Annotated in this window: 14 protein-coding genes; 9 read left to right on the top strand and 5 right to left on the bottom strand. The window is 67.2% G+C overall.

All coding sequences use genetic code 11. The features are described from left to right. Window positions 1-117: 117 nt before the first annotated feature. Window positions 118-2442, top strand: coding sequence for an FdhF/YdeP family oxidoreductase (locus C5F75_RS21800; protein ID WP_059584988.1), 2325 nt, complete (start codon window positions 118-120; stop codon window positions 2440-2442). 109 nt (window positions 2443-2551) lie between these two features. On the opposite strand, the gene C5F75_RS21795 is transcribed toward C5F75_RS21800, so the two are convergent. After that, complete coding sequence (locus C5F75_RS21795) at window positions 2552-4600, bottom strand: FUSC family protein (RefSeq protein WP_059609060.1); 2049 nt, start codon at window positions 4598-4600, stop codon at window positions 2552-2554. A 155-nt stretch (window positions 4601-4755) separates the two neighbouring features. On the opposite strand from C5F75_RS21795, the gene C5F75_RS21790 reads away from it, so the two are divergent. From C5F75_RS21790 to C5F75_RS21765, 4 genes are all read left to right on the top strand, one after another. Then, window positions 4756-5658: a LysR family transcriptional regulator gene (locus C5F75_RS21790; RefSeq protein WP_059584986.1), complete on the top strand. Its 903-nt coding sequence runs from the start codon at window positions 4756-4758 to the stop codon at window positions 5656-5658. Between the two features lie 401 nt (window positions 5659-6059). Continuing rightward, window positions 6060-7619 carry a DHA2 family efflux MFS transporter permease subunit gene (locus C5F75_RS21780; protein WP_059584984.1) on the top strand — a complete coding sequence of 520 codons (1560 nt, stop codon included), beginning with the start codon at window positions 6060-6062 and terminating at the stop codon, window positions 7617-7619. 281 nt (window positions 7620-7900) lie between these two features. Continuing rightward, the gene (locus C5F75_RS21770; RefSeq protein ID WP_059584983.1) at window positions 7901-8233 is read left to right on the top strand and encodes a hypothetical protein; all 333 of its coding nucleotides are present in this window, start codon (window positions 7901-7903) and stop codon (window positions 8231-8233) included. Between the two features lie 126 nt (window positions 8234-8359). After that, a complete protein-coding gene (locus C5F75_RS21765) occupies window positions 8360-9949 on the top strand; it encodes an ABC transporter substrate-binding protein (protein WP_059584982.1) in 1590 nt (529 codons plus the stop codon). Window positions 9950-10060: 111 nt separating this feature from the next. Here the strand turns inward: C5F75_RS21765 and C5F75_RS21760 are convergent, their stop codons facing one another. From C5F75_RS21760 to C5F75_RS21745, 4 genes are all read right to left on the bottom strand, one after another. Continuing rightward, the gene (locus C5F75_RS21760; protein WP_059584981.1) at window positions 10061-11368 is read right to left on the bottom strand and encodes an Nramp family divalent metal transporter; all 1308 of its coding nucleotides are present in this window, start codon (window positions 11366-11368) and stop codon (window positions 10061-10063) included. 97 nt (window positions 11369-11465) lie between these two features. Then, window positions 11466-12722: an oxalate decarboxylase family bicupin gene (locus C5F75_RS21755; protein WP_059584980.1), complete on the bottom strand. Its 1257-nt coding sequence runs from the start codon at window positions 12720-12722 to the stop codon at window positions 11466-11468. A gap of 337 nt (window positions 12723-13059) precedes the next feature. Continuing rightward, complete coding sequence (locus C5F75_RS21750) at window positions 13060-14394, bottom strand: type II toxin-antitoxin system HipA family toxin (RefSeq protein WP_089465599.1); 1335 nt, start codon at window positions 14392-14394, stop codon at window positions 13060-13062. A 3-nt stretch (window positions 14395-14397) separates the two neighbouring features. Next, the gene (locus C5F75_RS21745) at window positions 14398-14646 is read right to left on the bottom strand and encodes an XRE family transcriptional regulator (RefSeq protein ID WP_089465600.1); all 249 of its coding nucleotides are present in this window, start codon (window positions 14644-14646) and stop codon (window positions 14398-14400) included. A 253-nt stretch (window positions 14647-14899) separates the two neighbouring features. Here C5F75_RS21745 and sapR point away from each other — a divergent pair, with 253 nt between their 5' ends. The 4 genes from sapR to C5F75_RS21725 all read left to right on the top strand — a co-directional run bounded on the left by sapR (window position 14900) and on the right by C5F75_RS21725 (window position 19121). After that, on the top strand, window positions 14900-15787 hold the full coding sequence (gene sapR, locus C5F75_RS21740) for a sap1 transcriptional regulator SapR (RefSeq protein ID WP_059584977.1): 888 nt from the start codon (window positions 14900-14902) through the stop codon (window positions 15785-15787). Between the two features lie 17 nt (window positions 15788-15804). Then, entirely contained in the window at window positions 15805-16368 is a 564-nt protein-coding gene (ddpX, locus tag C5F75_RS21735; protein WP_089465601.1) for a D-alanyl-D-alanine dipeptidase, read from the top strand. Window positions 16369-16438: 70 nt separating this feature from the next. Next, on the top strand, window positions 16439-18040 hold the full coding sequence (locus tag C5F75_RS21730; RefSeq protein WP_060968811.1) for an ABC transporter substrate-binding protein: 1602 nt from the start codon (window positions 16439-16441) through the stop codon (window positions 18038-18040). 10 nt (window positions 18041-18050) lie between these two features. Beyond that, window positions 18051-19121, top strand: coding sequence for an ABC transporter permease (locus C5F75_RS21725; RefSeq protein ID WP_059584974.1), 1071 nt, complete (start codon window positions 18051-18053; stop codon window positions 19119-19121).

Genomic DNA, 19121 nt, shown 5'->3' with positions numbered 1-19121 from the left:
GCGATCCGCACGGGATGAATGGCCGAAACTGTACTCTTTTTTGAAGTGAACAGGTGTACACACAGCCGCACGGGCGCCGCGCGTACTCTGCACGCATCGACCCCGACACCCGGCATCATGAAAAAGAAATCTGCCACCGCGCGCATCGAACCGTACACCCACCCGGCCGCCGGCTGGGGCGCGCTGAAAGCCGTCACGATCAACCTGATCAAGGAAAAGGTCGCCGGCGGCAACTACCGTACGCTGCTGCGCCAGAACCAGCCGGACGGCTTCGACTGCCCGGGCTGTGCGTGGCCGGACCGCCAGCACGCATCGACGTTCGAATTCTGCGAGAACGGCGTGAAGGCCGTGGCCGCGGAAGCGACGAGCAAGCGCGTGACGCCCGAATTCTTCGCCGCGCACACGGTGACCGAACTGCTCGAACAGTCGGATTTCGAGCTGGAGCAGCACGGCCGGCTCACCGACCCGATGGTGTACGACGCGCGGACCGATCGCTACGTGCCGATCGCGTGGGACGATGCGTTCGCGCTGATCGCGCGCCATCTGCGCGCGCTGCCCGACCCGAACCAGGCCGCGTTCTACACGTCCGGCCGCGCAAGCAACGAAGCCGCGTTCCTCTATCAATTGTTCGTGCGGCTGTACGGCACGAACAACTTCCCCGACTGCTCGAACATGTGCCACGAGGCGACGAGCCGCGGGCTGCCGGCGTCGGTCGGCGTCGGCAAGGGCACGGTCACGCTCGACGATTTCGAGCATGCGGACATGCTGCTGATCTTCGGCCAGAACCCCGCGACCAATCACCCGCGGATGATGGGCGAGCTGCGCGAGTGCGCGAAGCGCGGCGCGACGATCGTGTCGATCAACCCGCTGAAGGAGCGCGGCCTCGAACGCTTCGCCGATCCGCAAAGCCCGCTCGAGATGCTGACGATGTCGGGCACGAAGATCGCGTCGACGTTCATCCAGCCGACGATCGGCGGCGATTTCGCGCTGATCAAGGGGATGGCCAAGCGCGTGCTCGAACTCGACGACGCCGCGCGCGCCGCCGGGGCGCCGCGCGTCGTCGACACCGCGTTCATCGGCGAGCACACGGCGGGCTTCGACGCGTTCGCCGACGATCTGCGCGCCGAAAGCTGGGCCGCGCTGACCGCCGAAAGCGGCGTGCCGTACGAGCAGATCGATGCGCTCGCGCAGCGCTACGCGCGCAGCGAACGCGTGATCGCGACGTGGGGGATGGGCATCACGCAGCACAAGCATTCGGTCGCGACGGTGCAGATGCTGACCAACCTGATGCTGATGCGCGGCAACATCGGCCGCCCCGGCGCCGGCCTGTGCCCGGTGCGCGGCCACTCGAACGTGCAGGGCAACCGCACGGTCGGCATCGAGGAAAAACCGTCGCAGGCGTTCCTCGACCGGCTCGGCCACGTGTTCGGTTTCGAACCGCCGCGCCATCACGGCTACGACGTCGTCGAAACGATCGAAGGCATGCTCGACGGCCGCGTGAAGGTGCTGATCGGCCTCGGCGGCAACTTCGCGATGGCGACGCCCGACACGCCGCGCACGTGGGAAGGCATGCGCCGCTGCGAACTGTCCGTGCACATCACGACCAAGCTGAACCGCAGCCATCTGATCCACGGCCGCGACGCGCTGATCCTGCCGACGCTCGGCCGCACCGAGATCGACCTGCAGGACAACGTCGCGCAGGGCGTGACGGTCGAGGATTCGATGAGCATGGTCCACGTGTCGTACGGGATGAACAAGCCGGCGTCGCCGAACCTGATGTCGGAGCCCGCGATCGTCGCGCACATGGCGCACGCGCTGTTCGGCAGCGACAAGATCGACTGGCTCGCGTACAAGGACGACTACGCGAAGATCCGCGACGCGATCGAGGCGACGCTCGACGGCTTCTACGACTACAACACGCGCATCGCGCGGCCGGGCGGCTTCCACCTGCGCGTGGCGTCGCGCGACCGCGAATGGCTGACGCCGACGGGCAAGGCGAACTTCATCGCGCATGCACTGCCGACCGACACGCCGATCCAGCGCGCCCGCGCGCTGCACGGCAAGCGGCTGATGACGCTGATGACGACGCGCTCGCACGATCAATACAACACGACCGTCTACGGGCTCGACGACCGCTACCGCGGCGTGTTCGGCCAGCGCCGCGTGGTGTTCGTCAACCGCGACGATCTCGCGATGCTGGGCCTTGCGGCCGGCGACTGGGTCGACATGGAAACCGTGTGGCACGACGGCATCGAGCGCCGCGCGAACGGCTTCCTGCTCGTCGAGTACGACATCCCGCGCGGCTGCATCGGCGCGTACTACCCGGAAACCAACCCGCTCGTGCCGCTCGACAGCGTCGGCGACGTGTGCAACACGCCGACGTCGAAGTCGCTGCCCGTGCTGCTGCATCGCGCGGCCGCGCCGGCCTCGATCGCCGCCTGACGGAGCGCGGCGAAGATCGTTCGTCCGCGCGCGCACCGGCTGCGGAGGCTGCCTGCCCCGAACCGCGAGCCGCTGCCGGCGGAGGCGACGCCCGACCCGCCCTGCCGCGTCACCTGACCCACCCCGCCCAATCGCGACGGCCACGCAGGAAGCCGCCATGCTCGGCGGCCGCGTCCGCGATCCGATGCAGCAGGACCACGCCGCTCAGCAACGCATGCGCGGCGTCGCCGTCGCGCGCGGCCACGCGACGCCGCAACACGCGGGCCGCTGCGGCGCACGTGTGTTCGAGCCGCGCGAAATCCGCCTGAACGATGCGCCCCCGCACCACCGCTGCCGCACGGCGCACGGCCGGTTCGTGCGTGGCCAGTTCGGCGAGCGACAGCAGGCTGTCGCCGAGTCCCCAGATCGCGAGCAGATCGCGCATGTCGCGCTCGATCAGCGTCTGCGGCAGGCTGCCCGCGAAGCCGAGCTCGCGCGCGAGACGGTCGGCCGTGCGGCTCAACCATGCACTCGCGGGCCACGCACGCGGATCGCGCGCGATCCCGGCCAGATCGCGGCGCACCGCGCGATGCAGGCGGCGCCGGCTGGTGCCGGGATCGCCGGGAAACACCAGCGCGAAGATCAGCGCGCCGAACGCGATACCGAGCAGCGTCGCGAGCGCGCTGTTCAGGAACGCGGTATCGCCGATGCGCGTCGTGTTGTCCGGCGACGTGAAATTCCAGAAGAAGATCGAGAACGCGCTGCCCATCGCCGCCGTGCGCGGATGGCGCATCGCGATCCCGGTGCCGATCAGGAATACGCCGAGGATGTAGGCGAGCATCTCGAAGCCCGACACCGCAGGCAGCAGCGCGAAGTTGCAGACGACGCCCGCGACCGCCGCGCATGCGGTGCCTTTCAGGAAACCGACGATCGCCCGCACCGAATTGGGACGTGTCGAGAACAGTGCGCTCACCACGGCCGTGATCGTGACGAACCCGCCCCCCGCCGGCCACGCGGTGAAGATCCAGATCGCCGACGCCGCCAGCACCGCGATGAACGCACGAACGCCGTTGTGGCACGCGAGCACCGGATCGCGGTGGAACGCATAGCGCACGCGTGCGGGCGGCGGCACCGGACGGTCGAGCAATGCCTGGCTCGCGAATGCGCGGCCGAAACCGCCGAGCAGCGCCGACAGCCGGTCGAGCGTGAGCAGGCGCGACGTGTCCGTGCCGGCCGGCACGGCCGCTTCGACACGCAACGCGTCGTCCACGCGCGCGCGTAGCGCCACTATCTCGTGCCCCGAGTCGCCCGACACGGCGACCCGGTCGAGCACGCTTGCCGCCTCGTCGACGAGCGGTTCCGGCGCGTCGCCGCTGCGCGCCGCATGCTCGCGGATCGCCTGCCCGGCGGCCTGCGCGGCGAGCACGCCCAGCGCCGCCACGCGCAGATGGCCGATCATGTTACGCACGGGCGGTGCGCCAGCCGCCGCATATTCGGCTGCCGTATCGAGTTCGAGCGCGTCCGCGAACAGCCGGTGGACGGCCGCGTCGTTCGGCTCGCGGCGCAGCGCGCCCGCGCCGACCGCCGCCGCGCGGTCGAGATAGCGCGCGAGCCGCGTGCGGACCTCCTTCAGCGGCGCGCCCGGCGCGAAGACCGTTTCAAACAGCGCACCGCACAGAATGCCGACCACCACGTACAGAAACCGCGCGACCGCGATGTCGAACGCATGCAGCGGCGCGGATACCGCGTCCATCGCGACGATCGCGGCCGTATAGCCCGCGAGCACCGCCGCATACGCACGAAAATTCCGCTGGAACGTCGCGATGCCCGCGCACAGGCCGATCCACGCGGCGAGCGCGGGCAGGAACAATTGCGGCGTCTGCGCGAATGCGCTGGTCAGCGCGAGCGCCACGGCCGCACCGATCGCGGTGCCGAGAATCCGGTACTGGCTCTTCGACAGCCCCATCCCGCGGCTGCCCTGCGCGACGATCCACACGGTCGACGCGGCCCAGATCGGGTCGTCGAGATTCATGCGGAACGCGATATGGAGCGCGAGCAACGACGCGGCGGTATTGCGCAATGCGAAGCCGAGCGCGCCCGGCGGCAAGGTGGGCCACGCATCGCGCAGCGCGGCGCGGATGGCCGCAATCGGCGGCAGGCCGGGGACGGAAAATTTCATGCGTCGAGCATACGATCGTGCGGCACGCGCCACTACCGGGGAAAACGGAATGCGGTATTGCAGTGCACGGAATAATCGGGACAACTGACATGAAAATGCAGAGGCAGGACCGACAACGGTAAGATGCGCGCAGGCTGAACACGTAACAAATTTGTATGGACCTCGATAGCATCCGAATATTCTTGCGCGTAGTGGAGCGCGGCAGCTTCACCGCCGCGTCCGTGGAACTCGACATGCCGCTCAGTCGCGTGAGCCGCAAGGTCAAGCACCTCGAGGACGATCTCGGCGTGCAACTGCTGTACCGGACCACACGCCGCGTGTCGGTCACCGAAGCCGGGCGCGATTACTACGAGCGCTGCCTGCGCGCCGAGGACATCCTGCTCGACGCGGACCGCCAGGTCCGCACGCTTCGCACCGACCCCGAAGGCACGCTGCGCGTGCTGGTGCCCTATGCGATCGGCCTGTTCCAGCTCGAACCGGCGCTCGCCGAATTCCGCCGGCGCTACCCGCTCGTGCAACTGGTGCTGATCTACGACAACAGTCCACTCGACCTCGTCGAGCATGGCTTCGACGTCGCGCTGCGCGCGGGTCTGCTGAACGATTCGGGTTACGTCGCGCGCTCGCTCGGCTGGTCGCATGCGAAGCTCGCCGCGAGCCCCGCCTACCTGGATCGCACCGGGCGGCCGAGCACGCCGAACGATCTCGCGCAACACGACATCCTGTTCGTCGGCCGCGATGCGCCGGGCCTGACGCTGCGGCTCAGCAACTCCAACGGCGATCGGGCCGACGTCCCGGTGCAACCCGTGCTGATCTCGAACGAATCGGTGACGGTGTTGCGCCAGGCCACGAGCGGCGGCGGCATTGCGCTGATCTCCACGCATTTCACCGCACGGAAGCTCGCGAGGAACGAGCTCGAGATCGTGCTGCCCGACTGGCATCGCACCAACGACGTCGAGTTGCACGCGCTCTACCCGCGCCGCGCGACGCTCGACAGCAAGGTGCGTGCGTTCGTCGAGTTTCTGACGGAACTGTTCGCCACCTGGCGAACCGCGCCGTAACCGGCCTCGCACGGCCGGCAATCGATGCACGTCGACTACATTATTGCGACGCAGGAAAGGAATTAATGAGCGCGCAGGCGTTGATCGTCGTTCTCCGCATGGTTAGCCTGTGACGATGAAAAACGACCACACACGCGACGGCAGCCACGTGCCCGCTGCCCGCCGACGCATCACGCGCGTCGCACCCTCCTGACCGGCGATAGTCCGCCCCGCGAAGCCGGCCCCGGCTTCGCCATTCCGATCACCGATCGAACCGTACGCCGCACGCGACGGCGCCGCTCGCCCGACCGCCGGGCGGCGTCCGTCCGTCGGTTTCGCGCTTCGCCGCGCGCCTGCCCGTCGCGTGCATGCGCGGCGGACGGCGCGCGCCGTATGGCCTTCATCCATCACGCAGGAACCCCATGTCATCTCCGTCACCCCAGGCACCGCTGTCGGGCGGCAAGCTCGCGATCGGCACGATCGCGGTATCGCTCGCCATGTTCATGAACGTGCTCGATTCGTCGATCGCGAACGTCGCGATCCCGACGATCTCGGGCGACCTCGGCGTGTCCGTCGATGAAGGCACGTGGGTGATCACGATCTTCGCGGCCGCGAACGCGGTATCGATTCCGCTGACCGGCTGGCTCACGCAACGCTTCGGCCAGGTACGCCTGTTCGTCGCGTCGATCCTGCTGTTCGTGTTCGCGTCGTGGCTGTGCGGGATCGCGCCGAACCTGCCGACGCTGCTCGCCGCGCGGATCCTGCAAGGCGCGGTGGCGGGGCCGCTCGCGCCGCTGTCGCAGGCGCTGCTGCTCGGCGCATGGCCGCGGCAGAAGTCGTCGACCGCGCTCGCGCTGTGGTCGATGACGGCCCTCGTCGGCCCGATCGCCGGGCCGTCGCTCGGCGGCTGGATCACCTACGACTACAACTGGTCGTGGATCTTCTACATCAACATCCCGGTCGGCTTCTTCGCGGCGGCCGTCACGTGGTTCGTGTTCCGCGATCGCGAATCGGCCACGCGCCGCCTGCCGATCGATACGGTCGGCCTGCTCCTGCTCGTGCTGTGGGTCGCGTCGCTGCAGATCATGCTCGACAAGGGCAAGGATCTCGACTGGTTCAATTCACCCGTCGTCGTCGCGCTGGGCATCGTCGCGCTGATCGGCTTCGCGTTCTTCCTCGTGTGGGAGCTGAACGAGGCCAACCCGATCGTCGACCTGCGGCTCTTCACGCAGCGCAACTTCGCGGGCGGCACGATCGCGATCTCCGTCGCGTACGGGATGTTCTTCGGCACGCTCGTGCTGCTGCCGCAATGGATGCAGGGCTATCTCGGCTACCGGGCAGTCGATTCGGGGCTCGCCACCGCGCCGCTCGGGCTGTTCGCGATCCTGCTCACGCCGGTCATGGGGCGTCTGCTGCCGCGCACCGATCCGCGCTATATCGCGACGCTCGCGTTCGTCGGCTTCGCGGTCGTGTTCATGATGCGCACGACGTTCTACACCGACGTGTCGCGCTGGGATCTGGTGCTGCCGACGCTGCTGCAAGGCATTCCGATGGCGATGTTCTTCGTGCCGCTGACGTCGATCATCCTGTCCGGGCTGCCGCCGGAGAAGATTCCGGCCGCGGCCGGCCTGTCGAATTTCGGCCGCACGTTCTGCGGCGCGGTGGGGACGTCGCTGATCAGCAATGCGTGGAACGACCGCACGATCCTGCATCACGTGCGGCTCACCGAACAGGCGAGCGTCACCAATCCGGTCTTCACGCAGCAGCTCGACACGACCCGTTCCCTGCTGCACCTGAGCCCCGATTCGGCGCTCGCGTTCTTCAATGCATCGGTCGATTCGCAGGCGGCCGTGATGGGATTGAACGACATCTTCTACGTGTCGGCGATCATCTTCATCGCGATCATCCCGCTGATCTGGATCACGAAACCGGTGCGCTCGGGCGGCGGCGATGCCGATGCGGCGGCGGCCGGCGCGCATTGATCGGCATTCGTTGCGCGGGACGCAGCGCCGGCGTCGCGCGGACGGCGGAACTCGCCTGTCAGGGCGGCACCATCGGCAGGCGCCCATGCGGCAGCGAGCCCGTGTTGTATCGAATCGTTTCAACGCGCCAACGGCGTCGGATGCCGCGGGTATACTCCGTCGTCAGCCGCCTGCCGTCTCGTCGTCCGTCAAAAGCGGCCCGATTCCGGGCGGTTTCGTCGCGAAGCTTCGCGTTTCGCCCCCCGCGCCCCAGCCTCGACACGAGACACCCGACGCCGACCATGAAACGATTCCTGCTGCTCCTTCCCGCCGCGCTGCTCGCCGCCTGCGGTTCCTCGCCCTCGTCCGACTCGGCCGGCTCGGGCGCCGCGCCGATGATCTACGTGTCGTCGCAACGTCCGGCCTACGCGGTCGCGAACTGCCTCGACAGCCGCCTGTCGGGCACCGAGCAATCGCAGCACAACGGCGTGACCGACATCGCCGTCGGCTCGAATTCCTACTTCGTCACGCTGACGCCGTCGGGCAGCGGCTCGGTGATCAAGGTCGTGCGTGGCTCCGGCAACGAGCCGGCCGAGGAAGCGATGCGCTTCGCGATCGCGCGCTGCGCGATCTGACGCCCCCGGCGCCGGGCGCCCGCCCGGCCCGCCGCTGTGCGCCGCCCGGCGCGCGTGCCGAATATTTTCATCCGGGTGCCCGTCGATGAGAGAATCGCACCACGATTCCCTTTCGATGGAGCCCGCATGAAGCACCTGCTGTCCCGGCTGTTCGTCAGCGCCGCGCTCGTCGCGCTTGTTCCGGCGCTGCCGGCGCAGGCGGCCACGCCGCCCGGCATCTTCGTCGTCGCCACGCAGCTCGGCGAATTCACGACCATCGACCCGAGCGGGATCTACGAGCTGGTGCCGTCCGAATACGTCGCGAACACCTACGAGCGGCTGGTGCGCGTCGACCTGAAGGACCCGACGCGCTTCGACGGACAGATCGCGCAATCGTGGACGGTCGGCGCCGACGGCGTGACCTACACGTTCAAGCTGCGCCCCGGCCTCACGTTCCATTCCGGCAACCCGGTCACCGCCGACGACGTCGCGTGGTCGCTGCAGCGCACCATCCTGCTCGACAAGGGGCCGGCCGGCGTGCTCGCCGATCTCGGCCTCACGAAGGCGAACGTGACGCAGAAGGTGCGCGTGGTCGATCCGCAAACCGTCGCGCTCGAAACCGACCGCAAGTACGCGCCGAGCTTCGTGCTCAACGTGCTGAGCGCGTGCCCGGCATCGGTCTTCGACAAGAAGCTGCTGCTGTCGCACCAGCAAGGCAACGATCTCGGCAGCGGCTGGCTGCGCACCAACGACGCGGGCTCGGGCCCGTACCAGCTCGTCAAGTGGACGCCGAACGAGACCATCGTGCTGCAGCGTTTCGACAAATACCGCACGCCGTACCCGATGAAGCGCGTGGTGCTGCGCCACGTGCCCGAAGCCTCCGCGCAACGGCTGCTGCTGGAGAACGGCGACGCCGACGCCGCGCGCAACCTGAGCCCCGACAGCCTCGCCGCGCTGTCGAAGGCCGGCAAGATCAAGGTCGCGTCGTGGCCGGTGTCCGCCCTGCTGTACCTGAGCCTGAACACGAAGAACCCGAACCTCGCGAAGCCCGACGTGCAGCAGGCGATGAAGTGGCTCGTCGATTACGACGGCATCCAGCGCAATATCGTCAGCACGACGTACAAGGTGCATCAGACCTTCCTGCCCGAAGGCTTCCTGGGCACGCTGAACGCGCGGCCGTACAAGCAGGACGTCGCGAAGGCGAAGGCGCTGCTCGCGAAGGCCGGCTTGCCGAACGGTTTCGACGTGACGATGGACATGCCGAACGACTATCCGTACCTCGAGATCGCGCAGGCGCTGCAGGCGAACTTCGCGCAGGCGGGCATCCGCGTGAAGCTGATCCCGGGCGACGCGAAGCAGGCGATCGGCAAGTACCGCGCGCGCCAGCACGACATCTTCATCGGCGAATGGTCGCCCGACTACATGGACCCGAACAGCAACGCGCGCGGCTTCGCGTGGAATCCGGACAACTCGGACCAGTCGCCGACCAAGATGCTCGCATGGCGCAACGGCTGGGACATTCCGCAACTGACGAAGGACACCGAGGCCGCGCTCGTCGAGCCGTCGCCCGCGAAGCGCGCGCAGCGTTACGAGGCGCTGCAGAAGGCCGTGCTCGCGAACTCGCCGTTCATCATCATGTTCGAGAAGGTCGTGCAGGTCGCCACGCGCCCCGGCGCGACCGGGCCGGAAATCGGGCCGATCAACGACCTCGTGTCGTACCGCACGCTCGCGAAGTAATCGCGGCCGCCCGCGCTGGCCGCGACGCGCGTCGGCGGCCGGCAGTGCCACGCGATCCGGCGGCCGCGCGGGGCGCCGGACATGCGGCAGCAGGCGGCCGCCCGCACCCGTTCAATTGAATGCCGCCCACACCAGGTATGCATTCAGCCCGACGATCACGACCGTCGCCGCGCCGGCGACGATCCGCAGCGGCATCCGCATCGCGTAAGCGCCCATCACGTCCGTGCGCGCCGACAGCAGCAGCAGCGCGATCATCGGCATCGGCAGCACGAAGCTCAACACGACCTGGCTCGCCACCATCGCGCGCGTGACGTCGCAGCCCAATGCCACCACCACGAACGCGGGCGCGATCGTCACCGCGCGCCGCACCCAGATCGACATGCGGCGGTGGATGAAGCCCTGCATCACGACCTGCCCCGCCATCGTGCCGACCACCGAGCTCGACACGCCCGACGTCAGCAACGCGACGAGAAACAGCGCGCCGGCCGCCGGCCCGAACACCGGGATCAGCGTGTGATAGGCGTCGCCGATGTCGGTCATGCCCGGCGCGGCCGCATGAAACGCGGACGACGCCATCATCACCATCGCGAGATTCACGAACCCGGCGAGCCCGAGCGCGACCACGACCTCGCGGTTCGAGAAACGCACGAGCCGCCGCCGCTCGGCGTCGTCGCGCGGCGCGGTGCGATCCTGCGTGAGGCCCGAATGCAGATACAGCGTGTGCGGCATAATCGTCGCGCCGATGATGCCGACCGCGATCGTCAGCGCCGCATGATCCGGAATCTGCGGGACCACCAGATGGAACGCGGCCGCATGCCAGTCCTGCGGCGCGATCAGCAGTTCGCCGAGATAGCACGCGCCGATCACGCCGACCAATGCCGCGATCGCCGCCTCCAGCGGCCGGAAGCCGCGTTTTTCGAGCGCGAGGATCGCGCAGGTCGCGAACGCGGTCGCGATCATCCCCGCGAACAGCGACAGGTGGCACAACAACCCGAACGCGAGCGCGCCGCCGAGGAATTCGGCGAGATCGGTCGCCATCGCGGCGATCTCCGACGCCACCCACATGCCCCACACGACCGGCGCGGGGAAGCGGTCGCGGCACAGCTCGGCGAGATTGCGGCCGGTCACGATGCCGAGCTTCGCCGACATCGCCTGGAACAGCATCGCGATCGCGTTCGCGGCCAGCACGACCCACAGCAGCCGGTAGCCGTACGCGGCGCCGGCCTGGATGTTGGTCGCGAAGTTGCCGGGATCCATGTAGCCGATCGATGCGATCACGGCCGGGCCGACGAACGGCAGCAACGCGGCGACGCCGGTGCGGCGCCCTTCCAGCGCGGCACGCGCCGCGCCGTCGGTCTGCTCGGTGGACAGTCCCGGCAGCGCAAAGCCGCCGGCAGGTTTGCTCGGGACGGGAATCATGGCAAGTATTCCGTTCTAATGAGGACGGCTGATTCAGGGATCGCGCCCCGCCACAACCAGCATGCCGCGTGCCGGCCATGGCAGGACGCCGGCGGCGTCACAGCGGCACGACGTCGGGACGGTTGCGCGGAAACCGTGCGATCACGTCCGGCGCGATGTTCAGGTGCGCTTCGACGAGCTTCGGCGGCGTGTGCGCGAGCCAGTCGGACAGCGACACCTCCGCATAGCGGTCGGTCTTGAAGATCTCGAGGAATACGAGGTCGGTCTTGCCGGTGTTCTGCACGTAGTGCCCGAGGCTCTTCTTCACGTAGCCGACGTCGCCCGCGCGGAAGTCGGCCGTCTGCGCCTTCGGCCCCGTGTCGAACACGGTCATCCGCGCCTCGCCTTGCAGGTAGTACTGCCATTCGTCGGCGTTCGGGTGCCAGTGCAACTCGCGCATGCCGCCCGGGTGCACGGTGACGAGCGCCGCCGCGACGGTCGTGGATACGTTGAAGTTGGTGCTGTCCGCGATCCGCACCTCGCCGCCGCGCGTCTTCCTGACCGGTTTCATGTCGCCGAGCGAAAAGACGAACGGATGCGGCGGCGCGCCGGCCGACGCGGCCGACGCGCGCTGCGCGTCCGCAAGCGGGCCCGGTTCGTCGCCCTGGAAGATCCACAGGTTGTCGAGCGGCACGTTCCTGAACGCGTCGGACGGCACGCCGAAGTTCAGCGCAAGCACGTCGGGCGGCGTATGCGCGATCCAGTCGGTCAGCAACAGCGTGTTGAATTCCGATGCGCGGCCGTTATCGAATGCGAGCAGAAATTCGGCGCCGTCGCTGCCGATGCCCTGCAGCGAATGCGGCAGGCCGGGCGGGAAATACCAGAGGTCGCCGGTCTTGACGTCCTGCACCGACGGCCGCCCGAGTTCGTCCAGCACCGTGATCCGGCAGCGGCCGTCGAGCATGATCGCCCACTCGGCCTGCTGGTGCCAATGCATCTCGCGAATGCCGCCGCGCGTCAGGCGCATGTTGACGCCGGAAATGGTTTCGGAAATCGCGAAATCGTCCTGCGTGACTTCGCGCGCCCATCCGCCATTTTGAATGCGCTTATGCGCATTATTGAAAGACGCCCAGAATAACGGCATCCCGTTGATATCGGTGGCCGGCGGATCCTGAAAGGACGGGAATTGATTGGCGATGGCCGGATTTTTAGGCCCCGGATCGGTCAGGCTCTGGCGGTTGCGCGCATTCACCGCGCCTTCCGGCGGGCTGTCCGGATTACCGAACGAGGCGGCCTTGGCGGTTACCGCGATGCCCGCGGCGGCAATCGCGCCGGCCGTGCTCGTCAACATCTTGCGTCGAGAAAGATTCGTCATGATTTCCTCTTATTCGTGCAATCGAGAGAATTTCCATTACGGAATACTTGCCGCTTTTTCGAATTACCGAAAATCAAACATCCCGTGACGCAAGTTAAATACAAAACCATCTAAAAATTAAATGAATTATTAATCTTGATTGATGAGTTAAACTGATCGACTTTAATTTTGTAATTATTGCGATGCAGCAGACTGTAAATGGCGGCAAGCTGTGCTCGATATGCGCACCGCGCGATTGCCGCCCGATGCCATCGATTCGGGTTTCCTGGCGCGCAAACCGGAACGGAAAAATGCGGATGCGCCGGCTTTCACCGGCCCGGAGCGGAACCGGGGCGGGTCACTCCCGCGGCATGTCGGCGAGTCGTTGCGCGGCGAAGCGCAATCCGCCGAGAATGCGTTCGGCGATCCTCGCCGGAAATCCGGCCGGCAGCGCCGCGCCGACCGATTCGATCACCTGGGGCGTCATCGCGACGAGCCGGTCGACGATCGGTGTCGCGATATCGCCAAGCAGGCAATGCTCCGCCATCGCAGTGAAGTGCCGGCGCGTGATATCGCGCATCGCGTAGTGCTTGCGCTTGCCGTGCACCGCCATCGCGAGCTTCGCCTTGTGCCACGACCACTGGTTCGCGCCATCTCCCTCGACCGGCCAGATCGACATCACGTCGTAGAGCGGCGTCAGACGGAAGCGGCCGCCCGGCAGCAGGCGCAGACTGAAGTTCTTCGCATGCCCGTCCGGTGCGGCAAGCATCCAGAACGCCACCAACGCGGTGAACAACGTGTCGAGGTCGGCCTGCGCCGTTTCCGACCGGCGCAGGATGCCGGCCAGATCGGGCACCCCGGGGCCACCCTGCGATTCGTATTTCAGATGCGGCGGCACGCCGAGCGCCTGACAGAAATCTTCTTGCGGCAAGCGCAACAGCCAGCCGCCGTCACGATGCAGCGCGCGATCGAAGCGCGTGACCGACAGCACCTTGTGTGCGCCGAAACGCACGATGTCGGCCTCCGCCGTCGGCAGGCCGAACGCACGCAGGATCGCGAGGCACAGCCATTCGTTTTCGACGGATGTCGTCAGATCCGCACGCTTGTTGCCGACCAGCCCGAGCGGCAACTTCAGAATATGCGTCGTCGGGGTCGCGCCATGCGGACGCATCCATCGCCCGTCGTGAAACAGCAGCGCGGTCTTTTCCTGCGCGCCGGCCAGCGACAGGCGGAAATCGTCGTCGTCCTGCGCACCGCCCACCGCCCCGCTCGCCTGATCGAGCACGCGCGCCACCTCGTCGTCGGACAACGGCGTGCCGTCGATCCGGTCATGGCCTGCCGGGGTTTCATCCTCGCCGAGCAACTGCACCGCGCCGACGCAGTCCCGGCCGAGCGCGGCGAGCAGATCGAAAGGCTCGATCGTCGCCGTGCCGAACCGCGATGCAAGCCGCCGACGAATTGCATCGCTGTCCGGCAGCAGATTGTCGAAGTAGTGATTGACGCGCTCGCCGCGCAACGGCGCATCGCCGACGCCGAACGGCAGCGACAGCGACAACGGGCGGCCGGCGTCCGACTGTTTCCAGCCGGCGTCGTACAGCAGTTCCATGTCGCCGCGCGCGGGAATCCGCCAGATTCCCACCCGCACGCCGTTGGCCCAGATCGATAGCGCGCGGCCGTGCGATTTGCGTCCCATCGATTACCAGTCGACGTTGGCAGCGTCGCGCCCGTCCTTCGTGCAGATGCTGAGTTCGAGACCGTACAGCGCGGTCAATTCGAGCAACTGCCTGAGCGACAGGCTTTCGGTGCGAGTGGTTTCGAGCGACGACAGGCGCGACTGGCCGACGCCGATGCGCGCCGCCGCTTCGGCTTGCGTCAGCCCCTTGGCCTGACGTGCGGACGACAGGATTTCAGCCAGTTGCACGGGGGTATTGACGATGAGATTCACGGGGATGGGCTCGGTATACGATCCATGCAGTATATCTCTGTGAGAAATAAACGCAAATTATTCCCGTCAAACATAAACGCGCAATATGCCTGTCAGGAATAATCCGTCATGCGGGCCACCCGTCTCCGCTCATCGGGTGTTCCCCGCCCCTATCATCGTGAGCCAGCCATAGTTTTTATTCGCTGGCGCCAATGATTTTGGTTTTGTCAGATAGATGACATCGAATCATCAAATGACAACGATCTAACAGCCGATGACCTGCGCGTTCGCCCATACCGTCGAGTCCCGCTATGCCGAGCTGACGCCGACCGCCAAGCGCATCGCGAGCTACATGCTCGCGAACCTCGATCGGCTCGGCCTCGAGACCGCCGACCAGATCGCGCAGCAAGCCGGCACCAGCGGCATTTCGGTCGGGCGGTTCCTGCGCAGCGTCGGCTACCGCAATCTCGACGACCTGAAACGCGAACTGCGCGGCGGCGGCGATCGCCCGTGGATGATCACCGACCGGCTCGACGAGTACCGCCGCGCCAGCGCCACGCAAACGACCGCCGGCGAGCGCGACAGCAACAGCAATGGCAGCACGCTCGCGTCGTCGCTCGAGCGCGAGCTCGACGCGATCCGCCACGTGTACCGCCTGGCCGAAGGCCCGGTGTTCGCGCAGGTGGCAGACCGGATCGCGCATGCCGACGCCGTGTTCATCCTCGGCATCCAGTCGACGCGCGGCATCAGCAACGCATTCAGCAGCTACCTCGAATACCTGCGCCCGCGCGTGTTCTATTCCGACGGCCAGTCGGGTTCGTACGTCGATTCGCTGAATTCCGAGTTCGAACGGCCGTACTGCATCGTCACCGACACGCGCGCGTATTCGCGCAGCGCGCGCCGCTATTGCCAGGCGGCCGCCGAGCGCGGGCAGCCGTTCGCGCTGGTCACCGATCTGTATTGCCCGTGGGCGCGCGAATGGCCGGCGGATCTGCTGCAGGTGAAAACCGACGTCGGCCAGTTCTGGGATTCGCTCGCACCGCTCACCTGCCTGTTCAACCTGCTGATCACGGCCGTGGTCGACCGCCTCGGCCCCGCGATCGACCGGCGCGTCGCGCGCAACCGCGAACTGCAGCGCACGTTCGACCAATTCGAATCCTGAGCGAAGCCGCCCCGCCGATGAACGATCACCGCCTCGTCGAAATCACGCCCGCCACGCATCGCGTCGACATCGATCTCGTCTATGCGACCGACCGCAACCTGACCGGCAAGCCGATCTACCGCCGCGCGCACTGCCTGCTGCTGGCGCCGGCCGAAGCCGCATTGCGCCGCGCGGTCGACGTCGCCGCGCAGGCCGGCTTCACGCTGCGCATCTACGACGCCTACCGGCCGCCGCAGGCGCAGCAGGTGCTGTGGGACTTCCTGCCCGATCCGAATTTCATCGCCGATCTCGGGCGCGGCTCGAATCACAGCCGCGGCACCGCGCTCGACCTGACGCTCGTCGGCGCGAACGGCGAGCCGCTCGACATGGGCACGGGCTTCGACGAGATGGTCGCCGCGTCGGGTCATTTTCACGCGGGATTGCCCGAACACGTGCAATGCAACCGGCTGCTGCTGCTCGGCGTGATGCACGCGGCCGGCTTCGCGCACATCGACAGCGAATGGTGGCACTACGAACTGCCCGGCTCGCACGCGTTGCCGCAGATCGACAATGCGGCGAGCGGCCCGTGGCGCCTGATGTAGCGGCAGCGCACGCCCCCTTTTTCATGCACGTTCACGTTCAACGACTCAAACGACAGATGGAGAAGCGCCCATGAAATTCCCGACCTCCCGGCTCGTCGCGGCGCTGGCCGCCGCGTCCGTATTCGCCGCCGTTCCGCTTGCCGCCGCCCACGCGGAAACGCCGAAGGACATGTTCGTGATGGCCACGCTGCTCGACGAATTCACGACGCTCGACCCGGGCGAAATCTACGAACTGGTGCCGGAGGAATACGTCGCGAACACGTACGACCGGCTCGTGCGCGTCGACCTGCGCGATCCATCGAAATTCAACGGCGACGTCGCGCAATCGTGGACGGTGAGCCCCGACGGCCTGACCTACACGTTCAAGCTGCGTACCGGCCTGAAGTTCCACTCGGGCAACCCGCTGACGGCCGACGACGTCGCGTGGTCGATCCAGCGCGCGGTGCTGCTCGACAAGGGGCCGGCCGCCGTGCTGACCGGCATCGGCCTCACGAAGGCGAACGTCGTCGCGAACGTGAAGAAGCTCGACGACGCGACGGTGTCGGTCACGACCGACCGCAAGTACGCGCCGACCTTCGTGCTAAACGTGCTCGGCTCGTGGCCCGCGTCGGTGCTCGACAGGAAGCTGCTGCTGTCGCACCAGCAAGGCAACGACTTCGGCAACGCGTGGCTGAAGACCAACGAAGCCGGCTCCGGCGCATACAGGCTCGTCAAATGGACGGCCGGCGACAGCCTCGTGCTGCAACGCTTCGACGGCTACCGGCTGCCGCTCGCGATGAAGCGCATCGTGCTGCGCCACGTGCCCGAAGCGGCAAGCCAGCGCCTGCTGCTGGAAAACGGCGACGTCGACGCGGCGCGCGACCTGAGCCCCGACGATCTGGCGTCGGTCGTGAAGTCGGGCAAGGCGAAGGTGGCGGCATCGCCGCAGGCGACGCTGCTGTATCTCGGCCTGAACACGAAGAACCCGACGCTCGCGAAACCCGACGTGCAGGAAGCGCTGAAATGGCTCGTCGACTACGCGGGTATCCAGGGCAACGTCGTGAAGACGACCTACAAGGTGCACCAGACCTTCCTGCCCGAAGGCTTCCTCGGCACGCTGAACGCGAACCCGTACAAGCTCGACGTCGCGAAGGCGAAGGCGCTGCTCGCGAAGGCCGGCGTGCCGAACGGCTTTTCGGTGACGATGGACGTGCGCAACGACTATCCGTACACGGAGATCGCGCAGGCCGTGCAGGCGAATTTCGCGCAGGCCGGCATCAAGGTGCAACTGATCCCCGGCGACAACAAGCAGACGCTCGCGAAATACCGCGCGCGCCAGCACGACATCTACATCGGCGAATGGTCGGCCGACTACATCGATCCGCACAGCAACGCGCAGGGTTTCGCGTGGAATCCGGACAACGCCGACAAGTCGAGCTATAAAATGCTGGCCTGGCGCAACAGCTGGGACATCCCGCAACTGACGAAGCAAACCGACGCCGCGCTCGCCGAACCGGCCGCCGCGAAACGCGCGCAGCTTTACCAGACGATGCAGAAGGAAGTGCTCGCGCGCTCGCCGTTCGTGATCATGTTCGAGAAAGTCGCGCAGGTCGCGACGCGGCCCGGCGTGAGCGGGCTCGAAGTCGGGCCGATCAACGATCTCGTGTCGTACCGCAACCTGAAGAAGCAATAAGATTCGCCGCATGTCGACTCCCGCCTCCTCCCTCGAAGCGCTGCGCACGCTGCCCGCGCGGCGCCCGGCCGTACGCTGGGCGCTGCGCGTGCTGCGCTGGGCGATCACGCTCGCCGTCACGTTCGCGGGGCTGCTCGCGCTGACGTTCGTGATCGGCCGCAAGGTGCCGATCGACCCTGTGCTCGCGATCCTCGGCGATCGCGCGTCGGCCGAAGCGTACGCGGCCGAGCGCATCGCGCTCGGGCTCGACAAGCCGCTCGCCACGCAATTCCTGATCTACGCGCGCGACGTGCTGCACGGCAATCTCGGCGTGTCGCTGCTGACCGCGAACCCGGTGCTCGACGATATCCGGCGCGTGTTTCCGGCCACGCTCGAACTGGCGACGATCGCGACGCTGATCGGCATCGCGATCGGCGTGCCGCTCGGCGTCGCGGCCGCGGTGAAGCACAACCGGCCGATCGATCACGTCGCGCGCTTCGTCGGGCTGATCGGCAATTCCGTGCCGGTGTTCTGGCTCGGGTTGATGGGGCTGCTGCTGTTCTATGCGCGGCTGCACTGGGTCGGCGGCCCCGGCCGGCTCGACCCGGTGTACGACGGCATGGTCGATCCGCGCACCGGCAGCCTGCTGCTGGATGCGGCGCTCGCGGGCGAGTGGGACGTGTTCCGCAACGCGGTATCGCACATCGCGCTGCCGGCCGCGATCCTCGGCTACTACTCGGTCGCGTATCTGAGCCGCATGACGCGCTCGTTCATGCTCGACCAGCTGAGCCAGGAATACATCGTCACCGCGCGCGCGAAGGGCCTGTCCGAGCGCCGCGTGATCTGGCGGCATGCGTTCGGCAACATCATGGTGCCGTTGCTCACCGTGATCGCGCTCACGTACAGCAACCTGCTCGAAGGCTCGGTGCTGACCGAGATCGTGTTCGCGTGGCCGGGGCTCGGCTCGTACCTGACCGGCGCGCTGCTGAACGCCGACATGAACGCGGTGCTCGGCGCGACGCTCGTGATCGGCGCGATGTTCATCACCGTCAACCTGCTGACCGACGCGCTGTACCGCGTGTTCGATCCGCGTGCGCGCTAA

It is taken from the genome of Burkholderia anthinoferrum (assembly GCF_002925705.1).
GTDB classification, from domain to species: Bacteria; Pseudomonadota; Gammaproteobacteria; order Burkholderiales; family Burkholderiaceae; genus Burkholderia; species Burkholderia semiarida.
Note: the sequence above shows the minus strand (reverse complement) of the source record. Positions and strands in the feature narration are given on the sequence as shown.